The sequence below is a fragment of the Bordetella saccharivorans genome, from assembly GCF_045862855.1.
GTDB lineage: Bacteria > Pseudomonadota > Gammaproteobacteria > Burkholderiales > Burkholderiaceae_B > Bordetella_A > Bordetella_A petrii_F.
This window is the reverse complement of the sequence record NZ_BAAFZO010000001.1, coordinates 3,753,778-3,776,476: the sequence shown is the minus strand read 5'-3', so window position 1 is coordinate 3,776,476 and position 22,699 is coordinate 3,753,778. Positions and strand designations below refer to the sequence as shown.

The 22,699-nt window shown below is 69.8% G+C and carries 21 protein-coding genes; 8 read left to right on the top strand and 13 right to left on the bottom strand.

What is annotated here, in order from left to right; all coding sequences use genetic code 11:
- Positions 1-78: 78 nt before the first annotated feature.
- Complete coding sequence (locus ACKTT0_RS18130; RefSeq protein ID WP_407851182.1) at positions 79-1,287, top strand: MFS transporter; 1,209 nt, start codon at positions 79-81, stop codon at positions 1,285-1,287.
- Between the two features lie 21 nt (positions 1,288-1,308).
- Here the strand turns inward: ACKTT0_RS18130 and ACKTT0_RS18125 are convergent, their stop codons facing one another.
- Positions 1,309-1,977, bottom strand: coding sequence for an ArsR/SmtB family transcription factor (locus tag ACKTT0_RS18125; RefSeq protein WP_407851181.1), 669 nt, complete (start codon positions 1,975-1,977; stop codon positions 1,309-1,311).
- Between the two features lie 130 nt (positions 1,978-2,107).
- On the opposite strand from ACKTT0_RS18125, the gene ACKTT0_RS18120 reads away from it, so the two are divergent.
- The 3 genes from ACKTT0_RS18120 to ACKTT0_RS18110 all read left to right on the top strand — a co-directional run bounded on the left by ACKTT0_RS18120 (position 2,108) and on the right by ACKTT0_RS18110 (position 4,001).
- Entirely contained in the window at positions 2,108-2,608 is a 501-nt protein-coding gene (locus ACKTT0_RS18120; RefSeq protein ID WP_407851180.1) for a DUF2938 domain-containing protein, read from the top strand.
- A gap of 110 nt (positions 2,609-2,718) precedes the next feature.
- A complete protein-coding gene (locus tag ACKTT0_RS18115) occupies positions 2,719-3,486 on the top strand; it encodes a class II aldolase/adducin family protein (RefSeq protein ID WP_407851179.1) in 768 nt (255 codons plus the stop codon).
- An 83-nt stretch (positions 3,487-3,569) separates the two neighbouring features.
- A complete protein-coding gene (locus tag ACKTT0_RS18110) occupies positions 3,570-4,001 on the top strand; it encodes a nuclear transport factor 2 family protein (protein ID WP_407851178.1) in 432 nt (143 codons plus the stop codon).
- Positions 4,002-4,032: 31 nt separating this feature from the next.
- On the opposite strand, the gene ACKTT0_RS18105 is transcribed toward ACKTT0_RS18110, so the two are convergent.
- From ACKTT0_RS18105 to ACKTT0_RS18090, 4 genes are all read right to left on the bottom strand, one after another.
- Positions 4,033-4,917, bottom strand: a complete 885-nt coding sequence (locus ACKTT0_RS18105) for an NAD(P)/FAD-dependent oxidoreductase (RefSeq protein WP_407851177.1) — start codon at positions 4,915-4,917, stop codon at positions 4,033-4,035.
- Between the two features lie 84 nt (positions 4,918-5,001).
- The gene (locus ACKTT0_RS18100) at positions 5,002-5,460 is read right to left on the bottom strand and encodes an Rrf2 family transcriptional regulator (protein WP_407851176.1); all 459 of its coding nucleotides are present in this window, start codon (positions 5,458-5,460) and stop codon (positions 5,002-5,004) included.
- Positions 5,461-5,533: 73 nt separating this feature from the next.
- On the bottom strand, positions 5,534-6,580 hold the full coding sequence (locus tag ACKTT0_RS18095) for an LLM class oxidoreductase (RefSeq protein ID WP_407851175.1): 1,047 nt from the start codon (positions 6,578-6,580) through the stop codon (positions 5,534-5,536).
- A gap of 26 nt (positions 6,581-6,606) precedes the next feature.
- Positions 6,607-7,242: a glutathione S-transferase family protein gene (locus ACKTT0_RS18090; protein WP_407851174.1), complete on the bottom strand. Its 636-nt coding sequence runs from the start codon at positions 7,240-7,242 to the stop codon at positions 6,607-6,609.
- Between the two features lie 154 nt (positions 7,243-7,396).
- Between ACKTT0_RS18090 and ACKTT0_RS18085 the strand changes: the two genes are divergently transcribed.
- Entirely contained in the window at positions 7,397-8,290 is an 894-nt protein-coding gene (locus tag ACKTT0_RS18085) for a LysR substrate-binding domain-containing protein (protein ID WP_407851173.1), read from the top strand.
- A gap of 21 nt (positions 8,291-8,311) precedes the next feature.
- Here the strand turns inward: ACKTT0_RS18085 and ACKTT0_RS18080 are convergent, their stop codons facing one another.
- The 3 genes from ACKTT0_RS18080 to ACKTT0_RS18070 form a co-directional block, all read right to left on the bottom strand.
- Positions 8,312-9,190: an SDR family NAD(P)-dependent oxidoreductase gene (locus tag ACKTT0_RS18080; protein ID WP_407851172.1), complete on the bottom strand. Its 879-nt coding sequence runs from the start codon at positions 9,188-9,190 to the stop codon at positions 8,312-8,314.
- Positions 9,191-9,252: 62 nt separating this feature from the next.
- Positions 9,253-12,600, bottom strand: coding sequence for an acetate--CoA ligase family protein (locus tag ACKTT0_RS18075; protein ID WP_407851171.1), 3,348 nt, complete (start codon positions 12,598-12,600; stop codon positions 9,253-9,255).
- 179 nt (positions 12,601-12,779) lie between these two features.
- Positions 12,780-13,670: a LysR family transcriptional regulator gene (locus ACKTT0_RS18070; RefSeq protein ID WP_407851170.1), complete on the bottom strand. Its 891-nt coding sequence runs from the start codon at positions 13,668-13,670 to the stop codon at positions 12,780-12,782.
- 188 nt (positions 13,671-13,858) lie between these two features.
- Here ACKTT0_RS18070 and ACKTT0_RS18065 point away from each other — a divergent pair, with 188 nt between their 5' ends.
- Entirely contained in the window at positions 13,859-14,830 is a 972-nt protein-coding gene (locus ACKTT0_RS18065) for a Bug family tripartite tricarboxylate transporter substrate binding protein (RefSeq protein WP_407851169.1), read from the top strand.
- Positions 14,831-14,839: 9 nt separating this feature from the next.
- Here the strand turns inward: ACKTT0_RS18065 and ACKTT0_RS18060 are convergent, their stop codons facing one another.
- Genes ACKTT0_RS18060 through ACKTT0_RS18045 form a run of 4 tightly spaced genes read right to left on the bottom strand, consistent with a single transcriptional unit; the run spans position 14,840 to position 19,578 of the window.
- Positions 14,840-15,994, bottom strand: coding sequence for a mandelate racemase/muconate lactonizing enzyme family protein (locus tag ACKTT0_RS18060; protein WP_407851168.1), 1,155 nt, complete (start codon positions 15,992-15,994; stop codon positions 14,840-14,842).
- 7 nt (positions 15,995-16,001) lie between these two features.
- Complete coding sequence (locus ACKTT0_RS18055; RefSeq protein WP_407851167.1) at positions 16,002-17,765, bottom strand: IlvD/Edd family dehydratase; 1,764 nt, start codon at positions 17,763-17,765, stop codon at positions 16,002-16,004.
- 19 nt (positions 17,766-17,784) lie between these two features.
- Positions 17,785-18,585, bottom strand: a complete 801-nt coding sequence (locus tag ACKTT0_RS18050; RefSeq protein ID WP_407851166.1) for an aldolase/citrate lyase family protein — start codon at positions 18,583-18,585, stop codon at positions 17,785-17,787.
- 9 nt (positions 18,586-18,594) lie between these two features.
- A complete protein-coding gene (locus ACKTT0_RS18045) occupies positions 18,595-19,578 on the bottom strand; it encodes a Bug family tripartite tricarboxylate transporter substrate binding protein (protein ID WP_407851165.1) in 984 nt (327 codons plus the stop codon).
- 123 nt (positions 19,579-19,701) lie between these two features.
- On the opposite strand from ACKTT0_RS18045, the gene ACKTT0_RS18040 reads away from it, so the two are divergent.
- Positions 19,702-20,826, top strand: a complete 1,125-nt coding sequence (locus ACKTT0_RS18040; RefSeq protein WP_407851164.1) for a LacI family DNA-binding transcriptional regulator — start codon at positions 19,702-19,704, stop codon at positions 20,824-20,826.
- Between the two features lie 21 nt (positions 20,827-20,847).
- On the opposite strand, the gene ACKTT0_RS18035 is transcribed toward ACKTT0_RS18040, so the two are convergent.
- A complete protein-coding gene (locus ACKTT0_RS18035) occupies positions 20,848-22,131 on the bottom strand; it encodes an MFS transporter (protein ID WP_407851163.1) in 1,284 nt (427 codons plus the stop codon).
- A 111-nt stretch (positions 22,132-22,242) separates the two neighbouring features.
- Between ACKTT0_RS18035 and ACKTT0_RS18030 the strand changes: the two genes are divergently transcribed.
- On the top strand, positions 22,243-22,689 hold the full coding sequence (locus tag ACKTT0_RS18030; RefSeq protein WP_407851162.1) for a winged helix-turn-helix transcriptional regulator: 447 nt from the start codon (positions 22,243-22,245) through the stop codon (positions 22,687-22,689).
- The last annotated feature ends 10 nt before the right edge of the window (positions 22,690-22,699 follow it).

Genomic DNA, 22,699 nt, shown 5'->3' with positions numbered 1-22,699 from the left:
ATACGAAACGTATGTAAATTGACATACGAGGCGTATGTACCTATTATGCCGCAACCACGTCTCACCCCCAACCGCCTCATGACCCGCCCGCACCGCACCCGTCCCGCCCGCCCCCGCACCCCGCATCCCTGGCTGGCCGTGGCCAGCGGCGGGCTCGCCACCTTTGCCGTGGTCACCACCGAAATGCTGCCGGTCGGGCTGCTCACCTCTATTGCCCAGACGGTCGGCGCGTCGACCGGCACCATGGGGCTGCTGCTGACGGTACCCGCGCTGCTGGCGGCCCTGTTCGCGCCGGTCGTGATCGTGGCGGCAGGCGGCATCGACCGCCGCCATATTCTGTCGATCCTGTTCGTGCTGCTGATCGCCGCCAACCTCGCCACCGCCCTGGCGCCCAGCGTGGCCTGGCTGCTGGCCGCGCGCGTGCTGGTGGGCCTGTGCATCGGCGGCATCTGGGCCATCGCCAGCGGCCTGGCCGTGCGCCTGGTGCCGCCCGAATCGGTCGGCCTGGCCACGTCCATCATTTTCGGCGGCGTGGCCGCCGCCTCGGTGCTTGGGGTGCCGCTGGGCGCGCTGATCGGCGACCTGGCCGGCTGGCGCATGGCCTTCGGCAGCATGGCCCTGCTCGCCGCGCTGGTGCTGGGCTTGCACCTGTGGTCCATGCCGCCCCTCCCAGTCGGCCGGTCGGTATCGCTGCACAGCCTGCGCCACGCCCTGTCCAACCCCGGCCTGCGGCTCGGCCTGGCCATGACGCTGCTGCTGGTGGCCGGCCACTTCATGGCGTTCACCTTCGTGCGCCCCTGGCTGCTGTCGGTGTCGGGCTTCGAGGCCGAGTGGATCGGCGTGCTGCTGTTCGCCTACGGCATGGCCGGCATCGCCGGCAACTTCATCGCCGGCCTGAACGCGGCGCGGCGCGTGGGCTGGACGCTGATCGTCATCGCGGCCGGCCTGGCCTCCACGCTGCTGCTATTGTTCGCCAGCGCCGGCAGCGCCTGGGGCGGCGCGCTGGTGCTGTTGCTATGGGGCCTGGCCTACGGCGGGGTGTCGGTGTCCGTGATGACATGGACCATGAAAGCCGCGCCGTCCGACCTCGAACCCGCCACGGCCTGGTCGGTGGCGGTCTTCAACCTGGCCATCTCGGCGGGCTCGTTCCTGGGCGGGCAGGTGGTCGACAGCCAGGGCCTGCACGTCAACGCGCTGGCGGCCTGCGGGCTGCTCATCCTGGCGCTGGCAGTGGCAACGCTCATCCAGCGCCGCCTGCCGCGCCTGGCCGCGCCGGCCCGCGCATAGGCGCCGGGGCCGGCGGCCCTTTCAGGCCGCCCGTTCCACCTGCAGGCCGGCCGCCTTCCATTCCGGGAAACCTGCTCCCAGCCGGCGCGCCGGCAAACCGTGCGCCTGCAGCGCGGCCACCGCCTCGGTCGACAACACGCAGTACGGCCCCCGGCAATACGCGACGATGTCCCGGCCTGGCGGCAATTCGCCCAGGCGCTGGGCCAGCTCTTCCGCGGGTATGTTGATGGCGCCGGGCAGATGGCCCAGCGCGTACTCATCCGGTGGACGCACATCCAGCAGCACCACCTCGCCCTCCGCCATGCGGCCCAGCAATTCCTCGATGGCAACGCCTTCCAGCCGCTCGGGCCGATGCAGGCTGTCGGCCGCCAGGGCCTGGATCTCGGCATGCTGGTAGGCGGCGAAATCGCGCAGCGCGGCCAGCACGTTGGCCACCGGCCCGCCCCCCAGGCGATACAGCACCCGCTTGCCGTCGCGGCGCGTCTGCACCAGCCCGGCGCGGCGCAGGAGCTGCAGGTGCTGGGACGCATTGGCCAGCGACAGGCCGGCGAGTTCCGCCAGGCGTTCCACCGAGCGTTCGCCCTGGGCAATGTGTTCCAGCAGTGCCAGGCGATGCGCATGGCCTAGCGTCCGGGCCAGCTCTGCCAGGGCGTCGAAGCGGTCGGAGGGATGGGCGGAAGCGCGGCTCATTGACGTGATCGTAAGCTCAATCTAATATTCAATCAATTAATTGAATGTTTTAAATGAAAGTGCATCGCTTACCGGCACTGCATTTCATGGCCCATCGCCCACTTCTTTCTAGGCTTCGTGAATTCCCGACATGGACAATTCCCCCTCGCTGCTCCTTCCCGCCATCCCGATCGGCATCGGCGCCACCCTGGTCATGGACCTGTGGGCATTGCTGCTCAAGCGCGCCTGCGGCATTCCCTCGCTGGACTACGCCATGGTCGGCCGCTGGGCCGGGCACCTGCCGCGCGGCCGGGTCGTCCACGACAGCATCGCACAAGCCGCGCCCGTCCCGGGCGAAGCCGCGCTGGGCTGGTTCCTGCACTACGCCATCGGCGTCGTCTTCGCGGCGCTCCTGCTGGCGGTGGCCGGCCCCCCATGGCTGCAGGCCCCGGCATTCCTGCCCGCCCTGGGCGTCGGCGTGCTGACCGTCGTGGCGCCGTTCTTCATCCTGCAGCCGGGCCTGGGCGCCGGCATCGCCGCCTCGCGCACGCCCCGCCCCGGTACGGCCCGCCTGCGCAGCCTGATGGCGCACGCGTCGTTCGGCGTGGGCCTGTACCTGGCAGGATGGGCCTTCAACATGCTGGCGGGCTGAAGCGAGCCGGTCGAGACCGCCCGCTCGCCCAGGCGGCGCGGGAGGGTCTATGCTGGCGGACAACCCGGCGCTGCTCGCGCCGGCCGATCCAGCCCAACCAAGGAACCCGCATGACGACGAACCCGACGAATTCCATCCGCGCACAGGTCAGCCCCGAGGAATGGCAGATGCGTGTAGACCTGGCCGCCGCCTACCGGCTGGTGGCCATGTTCGGCTGGGACGATCTGGTGTTCACCCATATCAGCGCCAAGATCCCCGGCACCGAACACTTCCTGATCAACCCCTACGGCTCGATGTTCGAGGAAATCACCGCATCGAGCCTGGTCAAGATCGACATCCAGGGCAACAAGGTGCTGCAGAGCGACGGCGACGTCAATCCAGCGGGCTTCACCATCCATAGCTGTATTCATGCGGCGCGCCCGGATGTCGTCTGCGTGCTGCACACCCACTCGATCAATGGCGTCGCGGTATCGGCCCAGGAAGAAGGCCTGCTGCCGCTGTCGCAGTTCGCCATGTCGGTGCTGCATTCGCTGGCCTATCACGACTACGAAGGCTTCGCGCTGCTGGAAGACGAGAAGCCCCGCCTGGTGCGCGACCTGGGCGACAAGCAGTACATGATCCTGCGCAACCATGGCCTGTTGACGACGGGCCGTTCGGTGGCCCAGGCTTTCGTGGGCATGCACCGGCTCGAGGCGGCGTGCATGGCGCAAGTGCGCGCGCTGGCGGGCCAGGTCCAGCTGCGGTCCATCGCGCCGCCAGTGCTGGCAATGGCGGAAAAGCAGCTGGAGCAGGTCCGGCTGGGCCGCGGTCCCGAGGGCCTGGTATGGCCCGGCCTGCTGCGCCGCCTGCAGCGCCGGTATCCGGGCTACGACCAGTAGACGGCATTGCGGCCAGGCTTGGCCTGGCGCGCGCCGCGTGGCCGCCGTATCCTGTATTGGTGGTTTTTCGCGGAGGCCTGGTCATGAACGACGCCGTGCACGAGTTTTTTCACCGCTATCAGCGGCTGTTCCAGGACGGCATCGACGGCCGGGTCGACGCCGATGCCCTGTCGCGCTGCTACGCGGCCGAATTCATCGCCGCCGTCCCGCAAGGCGTCATGGCCGGCAAGAACGACAGCCAGCTGATAGCGGTCATGCGCGCCGGCTACGCGCGCTATCGCGCGATCGGCACCCGCGGCATGGCCATCCGCGGCATCGCCATCGACGCCATCGACGCGCTGCACTGCCTGGCCCACGTCGCCTGGCGCGCTACCTATACGCGCCAGGGGCGCGACGACCTGGACATCGATTTCGACGTGCACTACCTGCTGCGGCTGGCCGACGGCAAACCGCAGATCTTCGGCTGGGTTTCCGGCGACGAACAGGAAGTGCTGCGGCGCCACGGCATCCTCTGATGCCACAGGGCCGGACGCAGGCGCCGGCCGGTCACAACCCGAACATCAGCGAGCGGTGCGTCGCCGCGCCCGCCATGGCGCCATCGCCCACAGCCAGCGCCACCGACCCCGCCGGGCGCGCCACATCGCCGCAGGCGAATACGCCCGGCACCGTGGTCGCCTTCATCGCGTCGGTGCGCACGAATGGCCCCATCGGCCCGTCCTCCAGCGCGCAGCCGAGTTGCGCGGGCAAGCCGCCCGGCCGTATCCGGGTCGCGACGAACAAGCCCGCCAGCGCGTGCACGCTGCCGTCCTGCATGACGACATCGGCGGTTCCGTCCAGGCGCGCCACCCGCCCCCGCACGACCCGCGCGCCGCGCGCCTGCAACTGGCTGCATTGCCCGGCATCAGGCTCGAACGCCTCGTTCAGGAACAACGTGGTCGGCCCCCAGTCCGGCAGCATCAAGGCCTGGTGTAAGGACAGCTCGCTCACCGCCAGGACGCCCACCGGCCTGCGATCCAGTTCGTATCCATGGCAATACGGGCAATGGAAAACATGCCGCCCCCAGCGCTCGGCCAGCCCGGGAATATCGGGCAGCTCGTCCCGCACGCCGGTGGCCAGCACCAGGCGGCTTGCCGTATGCCGCGAGCCTGCGCCGGCCATCACCGCGAAGCCGCCATCCAGCGCTTGCGCGTCGAGCGCCTCGTCCCGCAGCCAGCGCACCGTGCCGTACTCCAGCAACTGCGCACGCCCCAGTTCCGCGATGTCGCCCGGCGCGGCGCCATCCTGCGTCAGGAAACCGTGCGACGCGGCCGCGAAACGGTTGCGGCGCTCGCCCGCGTCGATGACCAGGACGCTGCGCCGGGCGCGCGCCAATTGAAGACCGGCCGATAAACCGGCATAGCTGCCGCCGATGATGATCACGTCATAGTCCATTGTGCTGCTCCATCGCATTTCACGTATCTTTTAATGATACATTAAATTCCGCGCAATGGCGCAAATGGCGCGCGCCGGTTCGTTCTAGCGGTGGAGCAAGGCGTCGGGGGATGCGGCGTGCCCGCGGCACAGCGCATCGAAATCGCCGGCCAGGTCGGCCAGGGTGACGGCCCCCAGGCGCTCGACCAGCAAGGCCTCGGCCTGCCGCAAGGCATCGGCCAGCGCCGCGTTGACGGCGCGCTCGACGGCGCAGTCGGGATGATCGTGGTCGGGGCCGATGGCGAAGATGCGCGGCCCGCCCACGGCGTGGTGGATGTCGAGCAAGCTGACCTGGCGCAGGTCGCAGGCGATCCGCCAGCCGCCATTGTGGCCTTTCTCGGACTGCACATAGCCGGCCTTGCGCAGGCCGGCCATGGTGCGGCGGACCACGGCCGCATTGGTGCCAAGCATGCGGCCGATCTGCTCGGACGTCAGCGGCTGGTCGGCCCGCGCCATGTGCAGCAATACGTGCAGCATGCGGGAAAGTCGGCTGTCGGTTCTCACGGGCGGGGAATCTGCTCGGACTGGCTCGATGGAGGACCGATCGTATCAGATGCCCCGCGGCGAGCGCCCTCGCCTACCACCCCTGCCAGGCCGGCTCGACTGCTTCGTGGGACGGGAAATGCGGCAACACCTCTTCAGCGAGCTCCTGGATGATTTCCGCGGCGGGCCGAGCGGAAAACTGGATGCCCAGGGCCGCGTGGTTGACGCCGGCATCCTGCCATTCCCCCAGCAGGTCGATCAGGCCATTGCGCCCGGTGCGCAGGATGAATCCATTGTTGAGCGGCGTGCGCGGATAGTCCGCGCGGGCCACCAGGTCCAGCCACTCATTGGTCATGTGCGGCCGAAATCCCCCGTCGAGGATCAACGCGCGCCAGGCGCTGATCTTCTCGGCCAGCCGGCGTGGCCCCATGATGTTCTGCGAACTCCCGGGATAGGTCAGCCAGCCGTCCGCCTGCTCGCCGATCCACGGCAGGCTCTGGCGGCAGGAGCCCGTCACGATGAGGGGAATGGCGCCGGCGGCCGGCTTCGGCAGCAGATCGACGCCATCCATTTTTCCCAGCGGCGACGCGACGGCGCCACCGTCTGGACGCAGCAGCTGCCGGAAATGATCCACCGCCTGGGCGAAACGTTCGCCGCGCTGCTCGTGGCTCAAGCCATAGGCGGGAAACTCCACCGGCCGGTCGCCCGACGCGATGCCCAGCACCAGGCGCCCGCCCGACAGCCGGTCGATCGTGGCGGCAGACTTGGCCAGGTCTATCGGGTGCCTGAGCGGGAAGATCACGCTGCCCGTGGCCAGCGCGACGCGGCGCGTGCGCGCCGCCAGGTAGGCCAGGTAAGCGTAGGCATCGAACACCTGGCCCGCGTCGCCGAAGCGCGGATCGAACAGCGGCACGTCGCGCACCCAGGTGGCCGCGAAACCGTACTGGTCGATCCGCTCCACCAGGTCGGCCTGCCCCGCCAGCACCTGCATGTCGCCCTGGAAAAAGCGCAGCGGCAGGAAGGTGCCGATGGTCAGCGCATCGGGGCGGAACATGCGCTGGTAGCCGGCATGCATGCGAAAGGCCGGCGCGGAGGCGCCCCGGCATAGCGGCTGATACTCCAGGCAATTCGTATCGTTCATGGTTCGTGCTCCTTGTCTGCAATGATTCATGGGCCGGTGGCGGGCGCCGGCAACGCAACGCCGCGCTGGACCGCGGGGCGCGCGGCGACGCGCCGGAACCAGGCCTCCAGCCGTGGGTAGCCGCTGAAATCGAAGTCGATAATCCGGGCGATGTGCAGCCATCCGAAATGGGCAATGTCGGCGATCGAATACTCGTGCCCCGCCAGCCATTCGCGCTCGGCCAGGCGGCCATCCAGGGTGGCGAAAATCTCCGCCGACAGGCGCCGGTAGCGTTCGATGGCCGGGGCATGGCGGTCCTGCGCGAACATCTCGAAGTGCACGCGCTGCCCCAGGATCGGCCCGGCGCTGGACGCATGGAACATCAGCCACTTGATGGCTTCCCACCGGCCGGCCGCGTCGCGCGGCAGCAGCCGGCCGGTTTTCTCGGCCAGGTACAACAGAATGGCGGCGGACTCGAACAACGTGATGCCGGCCGACGCATCGACCAGCACCGGAATGCGCCCGTGCGGATTGAGCGCGAGAAAATCCGCCGTCCGGTTCTCGCCATGCTCGACCCGGACGTGGCGCAGTTCGTAAGGCAGCGCCAGTTCTTCCAGGGCGATCGTGGCCTTGAAGCCGTTTGGCGAGCTGTCGGTATATAGGACCAATTCAGAAGCGGGCATGGCAGGCCTCCGGCATTCGCAAATCCAAAGAATTACTAAACTTACCTGTCTTCGATTGGAATTCTAGGCAGCCTTATGCAAAGCGAAAAACGATATGATCTAAGCAACGAAATTAGTTAATCTAAATTTTTTGAATTCTTTCGGGGGCGCCTCGATGGGCAAAGTCCTTCCCCTGCTGGCGCTGCGCGCTTTCGTGGAAACCGGGCGGCACGGCAGCATCAAGAACGCCGCCGAAGCGATGGGCGTCACGCCGGGCGCGGTCAGCCAGCAGATCAAGCTGCTGCAAGAACGCGTCGGCTGCGACCTGTTCGTGCGCACGCGCCAGGGCCTGCAGCTCACCGACACCGGCACGCAGGTCTATCCATCGCTGATGCAGGCGTTCGACCAGATCGAATCCAGCCTGGCGCGGCTGGACGACATCCATGCCCGCCAGACGCTGACGGTCAGCACCGTGCCCTCCTTCGCGGCATCCTGGCTGGTGCCGCGCCTGGGGAAATTCACCCGCCTGCATCCGGCCATCGAGGTGCGCGTCGAGGCATCGCCCGCCCTCGTGGACCTGCGCCGCGACAAAGTGGATATCGCCATCCGCCATGGCCTGGGCCGCTACCCCGGCCTTGACGCCCGCTACTTGATGGCGCCGGCGCTGCTGCCGGTGGCCGCGCCGGCCCTGTTGGCGCAGGGGCCGCGCATTGCACAGCCGGCCGACTGCCTGGCCTACCCCCTGCTGCAGGATTCCGACCGCAGCGACTGGCGCCTGTGGCTCGAGGCGATGGGCGTCAAGGACGATCCGCGCATCGAAAGAGGCCCGGCCTTCGACGACGATTTCCTGCTCATCCGCGCCGCGGAAACCGGACAGGGCATCGCCCTGGTGCGCGACCTCTACGCGCGCGAAGAAATTGCCAGCGGACGGCTGGCGGTCGCGCTCGACCGCCCCTGGCCCACCGAGTTCGCCTATTACGCGGTGACCTTGCCGGGCGCCGCCCGCAAGCGCGCCATTGCGCAGTTCATGGAATGGCTGGCGCAAGAGGCGGCCGAGCCGGCGGGCTAGGCGCACTCATTGCCGCTACCCTCACCCGCTCCGCCCAAGTGCCTTCGCCAGCTCGTGGCGCGGCTGCTCCCAGCCCGACGCGGGCACGCTCTGGCCGGCCTGCGCCTGGACCTCGGCCATGGCCCCGCACAGCGCCGCCACTGGATCCCGCGCATCGCCGACATGGATGCCGCGCGTCATCGTGATGTGCGCGCACTCATAGCTGCCCCCGCCGGCAAGCAGGATCATGCGGGTCGGGGCGTCTTCGCCCACCAGGGCGACCAGGCCGGGGCTGACCCGCTCCGGCGTCAGCACCGCGGCGGCTTCCGGGTCCAGCAGGCCTTCGGTCATCGCCGTCATGGCGCTGGGGGCCAGGCAGTTCACGCGCACGCCGTGCCGGGCGCCTTCCAGCGCCAAGGTCTGCATCAGCCCGACCAGCGCCATCTTGGCCGCGCCATAATTCGATTGCCCGAAATTGCCGTACAGCCCCGACGAAGAGGTGGTCATCACCACCCGGCCGTAGCCTTGCCGCTGCATGTGCGGCCAGACTGCCTGGGTCGCGTTGACCGCTCCCATGACATGCACATCCAGGACCAGGCGGAAGTCATCCAGGCTCATCTTGGCGAAGGTGCGGTCGCGCAGGACCCCGGCGTTGTTCACCAGGATGTCGACGCGCCCGAACGCGGCCATGGTCCGCTCGGCCAGCGCGAGCATGTCGTCGTAGCGCGTCACATCGCCGGCCACGGCAAGCGCCCGGCCGCCTGACGCGCCGATGCGGTCGGCCACCTCCTGCGCCGCGCCGCCCAGGTCGTTGGCCACGATGGCTGCGCCATGCCGCGCCAGTTCCAGCGCATGGGCCCGGCCGAGCCCTCCACCCGCCCCGGTGACGATGGCCACCCGGCCCTTCAATCGATCCGACATGTCCTCTCCATGAACTCGTTGCCAATTCGCGGCCGCACGCCGGGACGGCCGCGCCGCCGCGCTCAGTCCGCCCGCCGCACCGGCGGATAGGCGAACGTGCCGTCCAGATGCGCGCGTTGCGGTTGGTAGAGCCGCAAGGTCAGATAAAAACCTTCGCCGGCAGGCGCGGGCAGCCAGTTCTGGCCCGCGCCGGGGTCGTCCGCCTGTATTGCGATACTCAGTCCGCCGTCGGCATCGCGCAGCAGGCCGGGCGTGCGGTCGCCGATGGAATGGCGGCCGATGGGGTTGGCCGCCAGCAGGCAATCGCTGCGGCGGTACAGGGTGATGGACCAGAACGCGCCCACTTGCGGCCCGCCCGCCGGCGGGAAGCGCAGCACATAGCGATGGCTGCCCGTCAGCGGCGCGCCGTCGGCATCCACTTCGGCCATGATGTACATCGCCTCGTCGATGCCCAGCGTGCCGATCCAGTTGCGCGCCACCCGGGCCCGCGTCACGATGTCGTCGCCGAAACTGGTGCGGACGGACACCGCCGTTGTCCAGCCGCCGCCCAGTTCCGAAGGCTGGACCACTTCGCGCAGTTCGGTATAGACCTCCTCCAGCGCCGCCTGCAGTTCGGACGCGGAATGCGGCCGTGGCGGCAGCGGCGTGACGGACGGATTGCGCGCCAGCATGGTAGCCAGCACGGCCAGGTATTCGTCGGCGTCCGGCACGCCGGTGGCGCGGTTGCCCAGCAGGGTGTCGACGCGCGACAGGGCGCTCGCCCCGTCGGGCCGGCGGATGGCGAAACGGTCTTGCAGCGCATGGACGCGCGCCAGGTCGGCGGGATCGGCATCGACCAGGATGCGGCCGATCACCCATACGTCGTCGCTGGGCGCGCTGATGCAATGCATGCCGGCCGGCGCCTCGCCGCGCCACGAAGGCCCGTGCACGAACAGGCGCTGCGCCGCCCCGCCGGTGGTGCGGCGTCCGGCGTAGGCCCAAGGGTTGGTCCAGGCATCGAGGAAGCCGAGCACCCAGTAGCGCCGCCCCATCTCGGGAATGTCGATGACCAGCGGGCCGCCGGAGAGATCCAGCCAGGCATTGCTGAACAAGGTGTCATTGTTCGGCGTCACGACTTCCTTGTCTTCCGGGCTGCGCAAGCGCCGGGTATGCGTGAACTGGTTCACCCAGCGCATCCTGGATGCCGGGCTGTCGCCGGCGAATCCCGCGTCGGGATGCTTGCGGGCCGTGTTGGAGGCGCGCATGCGCGCCATCTCGAAAAGGGGCAGCGTGGCCATCACGAACTCGCGGGCGGCCGGCGCGGCAGGCGGCGCGGGGCTTGTCAGCAGCACGGCATCCAGCGCGCAAGCGCCCTCGCCGGCGGGCAACACCGCGAAAGGATTCAGCTCCACGGACTCCAGCCGGTCGCCCGCCGCCAGCGCGAACTGCGAGAGCCGCACGATCGCCTCGGCCAGGGCGTCCACGTCCGCCGGCGGCCCGCCACGAAAGCCGTGCAGCAGCGCGGCGGTTTTCAGTTCGGTGATCATCTCGCGGGCCTGCCCGCGATCTACCGGCGCCAGCCGGAAGACCGTGTCGCGCAGCAGCTCGACGTTCACGCCGCCCGCCCCCAGCATCACGACCACGCCAAGCGCGGGATCGCGGCGCGCGCCCAGGATGCATTCCACGCCGCCGCGGACCATCGGCGCCACCACCACGCCATCGATGCGGGCCTGGGGCGCCGCGTCCGCGGTGGCCGCCATGATCCGCTCGTATGCCGCGCCAGCCTGTTCGGCGCTGCGAATGTCCAGCACCACGCCGCCGCTTTCGCTCTTGTGCACGATATCGGCGGACAACACCTTCATGGCGACCGGGAATCCCAGCGCGCACGCGTGGCGGATCGCGCTGTCGCGGGACGTGGCGCGCAACACTTGCACGGCGGGAATGCCGTGCTCCCGCAGCAACTGCAGCGCATCGGCCTCGTTATAGGCGCCGCGCCGCAGGGCCGGCGGCGACCCGGGCGGGTCCGCGTCAGGCAGCGTGGCGGGCCGCCGCAACTGGGCGCTGAAGAAAGCCATGGCGGCCAGGACGCGTATGGCCCGGGCCGGGTCCGCGAACGAGAGGCAGCCGTGCGCTTCGAGCGCGCGCCGCTGCGCCGGGTCGGCCAGGGTGCTGAAGATCAGCAGCCGGCCGGGGAAATCGCGCCGCAGGTCGCGGGCCAGTTGCTGTTGAACCGCAAGCATGGCCGGCGTCGCGCCAAAAGCAGCGAGGAAGATCAATACGCTGCCATGGTCCGCCTCGGCCAGCATGGTGCGCGCGGCGTGCTCCAGCAACGCGGGCTCGGCAGTAACCTGCCCGGTCACATCGACCGGATTGCGCGTTGCCGCGAGCGGCACGCGGGCCCGGATGCCGGCCTGCGCCGCGGCCGGCAATTCGGCGACGTCCAGCCCTGCCTCGGCCGCGTCGTCGGCCATCATCGCGCCGACCCCGCCCGACACGGTCAGCAGGCCAACCCGCGTATTAGGCGGCAGCCCGGCGACCGCCAGGCCATGGGCGATGTCGAAGAACTCCTCCATGCTGTGCGCCCGCCAGGCGCCATGCTGGCGCAGCAGCGCCTGGTAGATGGCGTCGTCACCCGCCAGCGCCGCGGTATGCGAGGCGGCGGCCTGGGCGCCGAGGGCGGTACGGCCGGCCTTCACGACCACCACCGGCTTGCCGGCGGCGCGCGCCAGCTCCAGCGCGCGCCCCAGCTTCGCGCCGTCGCGGCATCCCTCGAGATAGGCCATGATGACCTGCGTCGCGGAATCGCGCGCCATCCATGCAATGCAGTCGGCAACGTCGATGTCAGTCTCGTTGCCGGTGGTCACCCACACGGACAGCCCCAGGTCGCGCTCGCGCGCCATGGCATAGGCATAGGCGCCGAACGCGCCGCTCTGGCTGACCAGGCCGACCTTGCCGGGCCGGGCCGCCCCGGCCATCACCACGGGCGAGAACGTCGCGTACACCGACCGCGCCACGTTCATGAAGCCCAGGCAATTGGGCCCCAGCACCCGGATGCCGGCGGCGCGGGCCTTGGCCGCGAAGGCGCGCTGCGCCTGGTCGCCTTGCGCGCCCATCTCGGCGAAGCCCGCCGAGAACATGACGATGTTCTTCACGCCCGCCGCGATCGCGTCGTCCAGCGCGGCATCCGCGCCGGCCGCCGGAATGGCGAAAATGGCCAGGTCGATGGGCGCGCCCACCGACTGCAGCGAACGGTACGCGCGCCGCCCGCCGATTTCGCCGGCGTTGGCATTGATCGGGTAAATGGCGCCGGCATAGCCATGCTCGGCGAGATACTTCACGGGTACGGCGCCTATCTTGCCGGCGTGGGAGGACGCGCCGACGATGGCGATGGAACGCGGCGACAGAAAGGCATCCAGGTCTGACGAGGTCATGGGGCGGGTTTCGGTTGAGCAACGCCCTCGCGCACTGCGATCCGGCCGCCACACCATGCGGACAGCCAAGGCTGGCCGCCAAAGATACGCGCCGGCCTTTTATCGGACAATCTGAGTTTTCCGAATCTTTAATAAGCTTGGATTATTTATCCAAGCCGGGCCGGCCCGCCCGGCGGCCGTCAGCCTTCCGCGCTCGCCAGCGCGAAATCCAGGAAGCTCTCCACCGCGGGCGAAAGGAACTGGCGCCCGCGCACGAACAGCGCGATGCGCCAGGTGACCGTGGGCTGGCACAGCGGCCGGAACGCCAGGCCGAAGCCTTCCACCAGGGGCCGCGCCATGGACGGGCAGATCACATACCCCGGCTGCACGCGCAGCAGGGCCAGGGCCGTGTTGACCCGATGGACCGGCACGATGTGCCGCGGGTGATTGCGCGACGGCACGTTGCCCAGCACGTTGGCGGCCAGGTTGGGCATGTAGTTGATCAACGGCCGTTCGCGCAGGTCCCGCCAGGCGATCGAGGGATTGGCGACCAGGGGATCATCCGCGCGCAGCGCGGCCCACAAGGGGTCGACGCGCACCACATGCGCCTGCACCGCGTCGTCGGCCAGCACGCCGGCCGGACCGAAGCCGATATCGGCGCTGCCGTTATGCAGGCCCGCCAGAACTTGCTCGATCGGCACGTCGTCGAAGCGCACGTCCACGCCGGGATGGCGCGCGCCATAGGCGGCGATCAGTTCCGGCAACAACGTGCACGACAGCGGTTCGGGCGCGGCCACCCGCACCAGCCCGCGCCGCAGCTCCTTCAGATTGGTGACCTGCCTGAGCGCCTCGTCCAGGTCGGCCAGCACGCGCCGGACCATCGGCTCGAACGCCGTGCCCACCACCGAGGCACCGACGCTGCGCGTATTCCGGTCCAGCAGCCGCACGCCCAGCCGGCTCTCCAGTTCCTTGACCAGGCCGCTGAGCGCCGCCTGGGACAAGTGCATGGTCTCGGCCGCCTCGGAAAAGCTGCCGCACTCCAGCACGGTGATGAAGGCCCGCAGCTGCCTCAGCGTGACTTCGAACGCCATGGAAGGTCTCCTGTCGATGCGGCAAAACCTATTTATAACCCAGGCTTTTAAGTCGTCAATAATTTGAAAATTGTTCTGATAGAACTCGCCATCTATCATCCGGTGGCGGGCCCCGCTATCGCCGATCCTTCGACCACCGCGCCGACCGGCGCCCCGCCGCTGCCTATTCGAACAATCAGGAGACAACCATGAAAATGAACCGGAGGACCCTGCTGGGCGCGGCCGCCTGCATGGCGGCGCTGCCGCGGGTGTTCGCGCAGGGCGCGTGGCCGGCGCGGACGGTGAAGATCGTCGCGCCGTACGGGGCCGGCGGGCCCAGCGACCTGTCGGCGCGGCTGCTCGGCGAATACCTGGCCAGGCGCCTGGGCCAGCCGTTCGTGGTCGAAAACAAGGCCGGCGCGGGCACGCGCGTGGCCAATGAATTCGTGGCCCAGGCGCCCGCCGACGGCTACACGCTGCTCTATGCCGCGGCGCCCTACTCCACCCTGGAAGCCTTGTACGGCAAGCTCGGCTATGACCCCAGGAAAGACCTGCAGCCAGTGGCCATGTCCGCCACCGTGCCGCTGTTTCTGGTCGTCAACGCGCAATCGCCCGCCAAGACGGCCAAGGAACTGGTCGCCCATGGCAAGTCGCTGCCCGATGGCCTGACGTTCGGCTCGCCCGGCAATGGCTCGCTGCCCCACCTGGCGGCCGAGCTGTTCCTGCGCGATGCCGGCGCCAAGGGCCTGGTGGTGCAGTACCGGGGCGACGTCATGGCCTATACGGACTTGCTGGCGGGCCGGCTGGACGCCACCCTCACGGCGATCACGGCAGCGCTGCCCCATATCGAGAGCGGCAGACTGCGCGTGCTCGGCGTGGCGTCCGCGGAACGCAGCGCGATCTATCCCGAGGCGCCGACCTTGCGCGAACAGGGCCTGCCCAGCGTGGTCGCGGCGGGCTGGTATGGCTTCATGGCGCCGGCCCAGGTGCCGCCCGCGGTGGTCGGGCAGCTGGACGAAGCCATCAACCAGGCCCTGGCCGACGCCGACATCAAGCGCCGCTTCCTGGCGCAAGGCATGGAACCGCATCCCGGCAGCGCGGCGGACTTCGGCCGCTTCATCGACGCGGAAATGCGCAAGTGGGCAGGTGTGATCGAACAGGCGGGCATCCGCGGCACGTGATGCGCCGACCTAGACCTCTGCCGTTGCCACCGCCACCGCATATGGGCGGCATGCCTGCAGGTCCGGCGCCACGCCCAGGCCAGGCGCCGCGGGCAGGCGCACCAGGCCGTCCCGGACAGCGAACGAGGGTTCGGCCAGCAAGTCGCGCAGCGGGTTCGGATTGGCGTCCACCTCCACATAGCCCGCGCCGCCGGCCGCGATCTTCAAGTGCATGGACGCGCGCAGGCCGATGCCCGCGCCCAGCCAGTGCGGGCAATACCATTTGCCCTCGGCGACGGCGGCGCGCCCGACTTCCAGGCAACCCGTGATGCCGCCCCATTTGCCCACGTCCGGCTGCAGCACGGCCAGCCCGGGGCGGGCGATGGCATCCTGGTATTGCGCCAGGCTGGCATAGTTCTCGCCGCCCGCCAACCGCAACGGCTGGGCTTGCGCCAGCGCCGCCCAGCGCGATAGCGGCACGTCGGCGCGCATCGGCTCCTCCAGCCACAGCAGGCCGAAATCGGCCATGCGCCGGCCCGCCTGCGCGGCCTCTTGTTCGTCCCACGCCTGGTTGGCATCGACCATCAGCGCGGCGTCTTGCCCGATGGCCTCGCGCATGGCGCGCAGGTTGGCCAGGTCGCGCCCGGCGCCAAAGCCGACCTTCAGCTTGAAGGCCCGATAGCCCTCGGCGCGCTTGGCGGCCGCCAGCTCCGCCGGCCGGGTCGGATTGATGCCCGACGCATACACCGCCACCGGCGGCGCCTCGGCGGGCCCGCCCAGCAACTGCCACAGCGGCACGCCGGCCCGGCGCGCGGCCAGGTCCCACATGGCGGTGTCGACGCCCGCCATGACTTGTTGCAGCGGTCCATGCTCGCCGGTCTGCAGCGCCAGCACCGCCAGTTGCGCCTGCAGCGCGCGCCAGCATGCGGCGGGTCCGGGCCAGGCGCGGCTTTCGACCAGCGGGCGGCAATACGCCAGCGCCAGCCGCGCGCGGTGTTCGGCGCCGACGGTCGGGAAGTTGCACCAGATCTCGCCCCAGCCAAAGCATCCATCGGCATCGGCGACGCGCACCAGCACCGCCGGCCGGCTCTTCATGATGCCGAACGAAGTCTGCACGGGTGGTTCGGCGGGCGCGCGGAAAACAAAGGCTTCCAGGCGCTCGATGACGAGGGGTTCGGCGGGCATGGCGGACTCAGTAGATAGGCGGTTCGGGCGTCGGCGCGTTGCCGGCCAGGCTGGCGAAGTCGCAGCCCAGGTGGGCCTGGGTGACTTCGTTCTGGTAGATGCGGGAGTAGCCGCGCGCATGGGGCCGCGGCGGCGGCGACCACTGGCGCCGGCGCGCCTCGAGCTCGGCCTCGGACACCAGCATGTCGAGGCTGCGCGCGCCGATGTCCAGCCGCACCAGGTCGCCGCTGCGCAACAACGCCAGCGGCCCGCCCACGGCGGATTCGGGCGATACGTGCAGCACGCAGGTGCCGTAATGCGTGCCGCTCATGCGCGCGTCCGAAATGCGCAGCATGTCGCGCACGCCCCGCTGCAGCAGCTTCTTCGGAATCGGCAGGTTGCCCCATTCCGGCATGCCGGGCCCGCCTATCGGCCCGCCGTTGCGGAGCACCAGCACGGTATTCTCGTCCACGTCCAGGTCGGGGTCGGCCATGGCCGCGAACATCTCGGCATTCGAATCGAATACCAGCGCCGGGCCGGTATGCCGCAGCAGGCGCGGGCTGGCCGCCGAAGGCTTGATCACGGCCCCGTCCGGCGCCAGGTTGCCGCGCACCACCGCCATGGCCAGGCCGGCTTCCGGGCACTCCGCCACGCCGTGCTTGAGGGGCGCCGACGGATCGAGGATGGTGCCGTCGTCGTCCGCGACCGGCCAGGCGGCGAGATTCTCCCCCAGGGTGCGGCCGGTACAGGTCAGAGTCGACAGGTCCAGGTGCGCGGCCACCTTGCGCAATACCGCCGGCAGTCCGCCCGCGTAGAAAAAATCCTCCATCAGGCGCTCGCCCGATGGATACAGGTTGGCGATCACCGGCACGTCGCGCGCGATGGCGTCGATCTCGTCGATCGACAGCGCGATGCCGGCCCGCCCCGCCATGGCCGGCAGATGCACGGCGGCATTGGTGGAGCCGCCCAGCGCCACGTAGGCCACCACGGCATTGCGAAACGCCGCGGCACTGCAAATGCGTGAAGGCCGCAGGTCTTCCCACACCATCTCGACCGCGCGGTAGCCGCACTGCCACGCCATGCGGGTATGCGCCGCGTCCACCGCCGGGATCGCCATCGCGCCCGGCAGCGACAACCCCAGCGCCTCGACGATGGCGGTCATGGTGCTGGCCGTGCCCATGGTGTTGCAGGTGCCCACGCTGCGCGTCATGCGCGACTCCAGCGCCACCCATTCGGCCTTGCCGATGGCGCCGATGGTGTATTCGGCGAAGAATTTCTTGGTATGCGTGCCGGCGCCCACGGCCTGGCCCCGGTAGCGGTCGTTGAGCATGGGGCCGGCCGGCATGAAGATCACCGGCAGGTCCATCGACAATGCGCCCATCACCAGCGCGGGCGGCGTCTTGTCGCAGCCGCCCATCAGCACCGCGCCGTCGATCGGCAGGCTGCGCAGCAGCTCTTCGCACTCGACCGACAGCAGGTTGCGGTACAGCATGGTGGTGGGCTTGACCATCACCTCGCCCAGGCTCAATGCGGGCAGCTCCAGCGGATAGCCGCCGGCCTGCAGCACGCCGCGCTTGACCGCCTCGGCGCGCTCGCGCAGGTGCGCATGGCACGGCGACAGGTCGCTCCAGGTATTGATGAGCGCGATCACCGGCCGGCCCATGAATTCTTCGCGGTTCAGGCCTTGCTGCTGCATGCGCTGGCGGTGCGCGAAACCGCGGATATCGTCGCTGGCGAACCATCGATGGCTGCGCAGGGTCGCGGGCGTCTTGCGCGCGGGAGTGTCGGTCATGGGGGCGTTTCCTGGGGCATCAATAGGCAGCGGGCGCGCCACCATCCGGGCGCCCGGCAAAGCGCGCCGCGGTCTCGTCGCAAGCCTTGCGCAGCAGCACCTGGTCGGTGGCCACCGCCACGAACAGGGCGCCCTGCGCCAGGCACTGGCGCGCGCGCGGCTCGTCCAGCATGAGAATGCCGGGCGCCTTGCCACAGGCCAGGATGCGGGCGATGGCATCGTCGATGGCCTTGCGCACCTTCGGATGCTGCAGTTCGCCGGCCACTCCCAGGCTGGCCGACAGGTCGGCGGGCCCGACGAACACGCCGTCCACGCCGTCGACCGAGGCGATCTGCTCGAGCTGCTCGAGCGCCTCCATGGTTTCTATCTGCACCAGCACGCACAATTCGCGTTCGGCCTGCCGCACGTAGTCGGCGTCGCGGCCGAAACGCGAGGCGCGCATCGAGCCGCCCATGCCGCGCACGCCGCGCGGCGGGTAGCGCGTGGCCGCCACCGCGGCTTCGGCTTCGGCGCGGTTCTGCACGAACGGCAGCAGCAAGGACTGCGCTCCCACGTCCAGGTGGCGCTTGATCAGCACCGTGTCGTTCCAGGCCGGCCGCACCACCGCCGATGACGGCCGCTCGCGCTCGGCGGCCACGGCCTGCAGCAACTGCTGCACCACGATCGGGTCGCTCGGCGTGTGTTCGGTATCGATCAGCAGCCAGTCGAAGCCGGCGCCCGCGATCAACTCGGACACCATGGGAAACGGCAGGGTCGACCACAAGCCGATCTGCGGCTGGCGCGCCTGCAGCGCGCGCTTGAAAAGATTGGGAGCGGGCATCAATGAAACTCAGTCGATATGCACATTGCCGGCCTTGATCACCTCGGCCATGCGCCGGGAGTCGGCCTTCAGCCGGGCCTCGAATTCCTCGGGGGTGGAAGACAGGATCTCGCTGCCCTGGGCTTCCTGCGGCTTGCGGAATTCCGGCGTGGCCAGGATGGCCGCCATTTCCTGGTGCAGGCGCTGCACGATGGGCGCGGGGGTGCCGCGCCGCACCAGCATGCCGCTCCAGGCGATCTGCACCGTGCCGGGCGCGCCGGCCTCGGCCATGGTGGGCACGTCCGGCGCCAGCGGCGCGCGCTTCTCGTCGGCCACTGCCAGGATGCGCACCTTGCCGGTCTGCGCCACGGGCAAGACCGCCGACAGGTTGTGGAACATCATGGGAATCTGCCCGCCCATCACGTCGGTCAGCGCGGCCGGGCCGCCCTTGTACGGCACGTGCACCAGCTCGGTCCCGGTGCTGGCCTGGAACTGCAGCCCGGTCAGGTGCATGGTGTTGCCATTGCCCGCCGACCCGAAGGCCAGCCGCCCGGGTTGCGCCTTGGCGGCCTTCACCACGTCGGCCACCGACTGGTACGGTGTCTGCGCGCCCACCACCAGCACATTGGGCGTCTGGTTGGTCAGGGTGATGGGCTGGAAATCCTTGAATGGATCGAAGCCCGGCGACTTGTACAGGTGCGGGTTGACCGCCAGCGTGCTGATGGAGCCATAGAAAATGGTGTAGCCGTCGGCGGGCCGCTGCGCCACATAGGCGGCCGCGATGTTGCCGTTGGCGCCCGCCCGGTTCTCGACCACGACCGGCTGGCCCAGCCGGTCCGACAGCGCCTGCGCGAACGGCCGCGCCACCGCGTCGGCGGCCCCGCCGGGCGGCTGCGGCACCACCAGCGTGACCGGCTTTTCCGGATAGCCGGCCGCCTGGGCCAGCGGCGCGGCGGCCAGGATGGCGAACGCGGCCAGGGCGCCCAGCCCGCCGCGAATGCGTGAAGTCTTCATGGTTTTGTCTCCTGTCTGGTGGATGCAGGGTTGTGGTTATGGCGGCGCCGGCCAAAATGATACCGGTTTCATTTCAGATGGTACCGGTATCATCCATGGCGTGCAAGAGGTATAGTGCGAACCATGACGACACCCCCACGGCCTTCCCGGCCCAAGCCTCCCGGGCCGCCCCAGGCGGACGACGACGACGCCGCGCAGGCGCGGCCCCGCGCGCGGCCCAAGCTCGGTCACTACACCATCCACGACGTGGCCGCCCTGGCCGGCGTCTCCTCCGTCACGGCCTCGCGCTATTTCAATACGCCGCATAAAGTCTCGCCCAAGCTGCGGGCGCGCATCGACGCGGTGATCGCCGACACCGGCTACATGCCCAGCCAGGTGGCGCGCCGCCTCGCCTCTACCCAGGGCGGACCGGTGGGCGCGGTCATGCAGAACGTCAGCAGCCCCACGTTCGCCGAGCTGGTGCGCGGCATGAGCGAGACGCTGGACGCCCAAGGCCTGCAACTGCTGCTGGCCAACAGCGAATACTCCGTGGACACCGAGGCCCGGGCGGTCCGCGCGTTGGCCGGCTGGCACCCCAGCGGGCTGATCCTGACCCGCGGCGACCATGCGCCGGCTATCGAGACGCTGCTGCAGAGCTTGCGCATTCCCGTGGTCGAGGCCTGGGAAATCCTCGACGGCCGCCCTTATCACCAAGTCGGCTTCGCGCAGCGCGACGTGGGCCGGATGCTGGCCGGGCATTTCCTGCAACAGGGCGCGCGCCGCATCCGCTTCGCGCTCAGCGGCGCGCAGCACGACACGCGCGCCGCGCGCCGCGCGCAAGGCTATGCCGAAGCCATGCAACAAGCCGGGCTGGATGCGGACATCGCGCGCGCCGACGAAACCGACGACTACGCCGCCGGTATCGCCCACATCGCCCGGTTCGCCCAAGAGCCGGCCGGGCGCCGGCCCGAGGCGATCGTGTTCGCGCACGACCACCTCGCCATCGGCGCCCTGCTGCGCGCGCCGGCCTTCGGCGTATCCATACCGCGCGACTGCGCGGTGGCCGGCTTTGGCGACGTGCCGCTGGCCGGCATCGTGGAACCGGGCCTGACCACCGTGCGCACGCGCCCCTACGAAATCGGCCGGCAGGCCGCCCGCGCCCTGCTCGCCGCCATGCAGGCCGCGCCCGAGGAGGCGATTGGCCCCACCGTGCACAGCGTGCCCTGCGAACTGGTGGTGCGCGACAGCAGTCGCCGGCACGCGCCCTGAGCCTGCCGCGCCGCCCGCGCTTTACCCGTGCCCCGGGGCAGCAGCCGCCGGCCCCCGCCCTGGCGGCGTGCCCGGCAAGGCCGGCGGCATGTAGCGCCGGGTCGCTGCCCAGAACACCAACGCCAGCAGGCTGACCGCCGCGCCCAGCAGGCACACGCCGTGCCAGCCGGCGTGGGCATACATGGCGGTCGCGGCGGCCGCGCCCAGGCCGCTGCCCACCGCATAGAACAGCATGTAGAGGCCGACCAGCCTGCTATGCGCCTGCGGCCGGGCGCGGAAGATCATGCTCTGGTTGGTGACATGCAGCGCCTGGCCGCTCATGTCCAGCAGCACGATGCCGATCACCAGCGCCCATAGCGAGCTTTCCAGCAGCGACAGCGGCCACCAGGCCAGCAGCAACAGCGCCAGCGCGACCAGGCTGGTCCGCTGGCCGTGGCCCCGGTCGGCCCAATGCCCCGCGCGCGCCGCCGCCAGGGCGCCCGCGACGCCGACGAGTCCGAACGCACCGATGACCGCATGCGAAAAGCCATACGGCGGCGCACGCAACGGCAGCACCAGCGCGCTCCAGAAAATGTTGAACACCGCGAACATCAACAGCGCCAGCACGCCGCGGATCTGCAGCGCCCGCTCGGCGCGCAACAGCCCGAGCATGGACAGGACGAGGCGGCCGTAGCTCATGGGATCCGGCCGGATCGCCAGCGCCGGCAAGCGCCGCCACAGCGGCAGCGCGATCGCCAGCATCAGCGCGGCCGCGCAGAAATACACGCCGCGCCAGCCCGCCAGGTCGCTGACGCCGCCCGCGAACACCCGCGCCCCCAGCAGGCCGATGACCACGCCGCCCTGCGCCGCGCCGACCACCCGCCCCTGCTCGCCCGGCTCCGCCGCGCTGGCGGCGTAGGCGATCAAGCCTTGCGTCATGGCTGTGCCCAGCAAGCCCACCGCCAGCATGCCCGCCAGCAGCACCGGCGCCGATGGCGCGACGCCCACCACCGCCAGCGCCGCCGCCAGCGCCAGCGCCTGCGCAGCCATCAGGCGGCGGCGGTCGACACGGTCGCCCAGCGGCACCAGCAGCAGCAAGGCCAGCGCACAGCCGGCCTGCGTGGCCGTAATCACGCCGCCCACCGCCGCGTGGCCGATGCCGAACTCCAGCGCCAGCGCGTCCAGCAACGGCTGCGCGTAATACACGTTCGCCACGCTCAGGCCGCACGCCGCGGCAAACAACATCACCAGGCCGCGCGGCATGCCGACGCGCGCCGCGCAAGCCACGCCGCGGCCGACCGCCGCCGCATCACAAGAAGCCGCCATGATCGATCACCATCCAATCTAGTTTCAAAACAAAACCAGTTGAATGCTAGGTCATGTAGTTTTAAAATGCAACCACCCGATCGTCATTCTCACGAGCTGCCCTGCCCTGTCATGCCACGTCGCAATCCGTTGAACGGCCAATCCTGCCCCGTCGCGCGCTCCGTCGATCTCGTCGGGGACCGCTGGTCGCTGCTGATCGTGCGCGACGCCTTCGACGGCATGCGGCGCTTCGGCGATTTCCAGCGCAGCCTGGGGGTGGCCCGCAATATCCTGGCCGACCGACTGCGCAAACTGGTCGAGGCCGGCATACTCGAGACCCAGGCGGCCTCGGACGGCAGCGCCTACCAGGAATACGTGCTCAGCGGCAAGGGCGAAAGCCTGTTCCCGCTGGTGGTGGCGCTGCGGCAATGGGGCGAACGGCACCTGTTCGCCCGGGGCGAACCGCACTCCGTGCTGGTCGACAAGCGCACCGGCAAGCCCATCCCGTTCATGGCTCCGCAGGCCAGGGATGGCACCGGGCTGCCGCCCGCCGCCACCGAAGTGCGCAAGGTTTCGTAGGCGCCGGGCC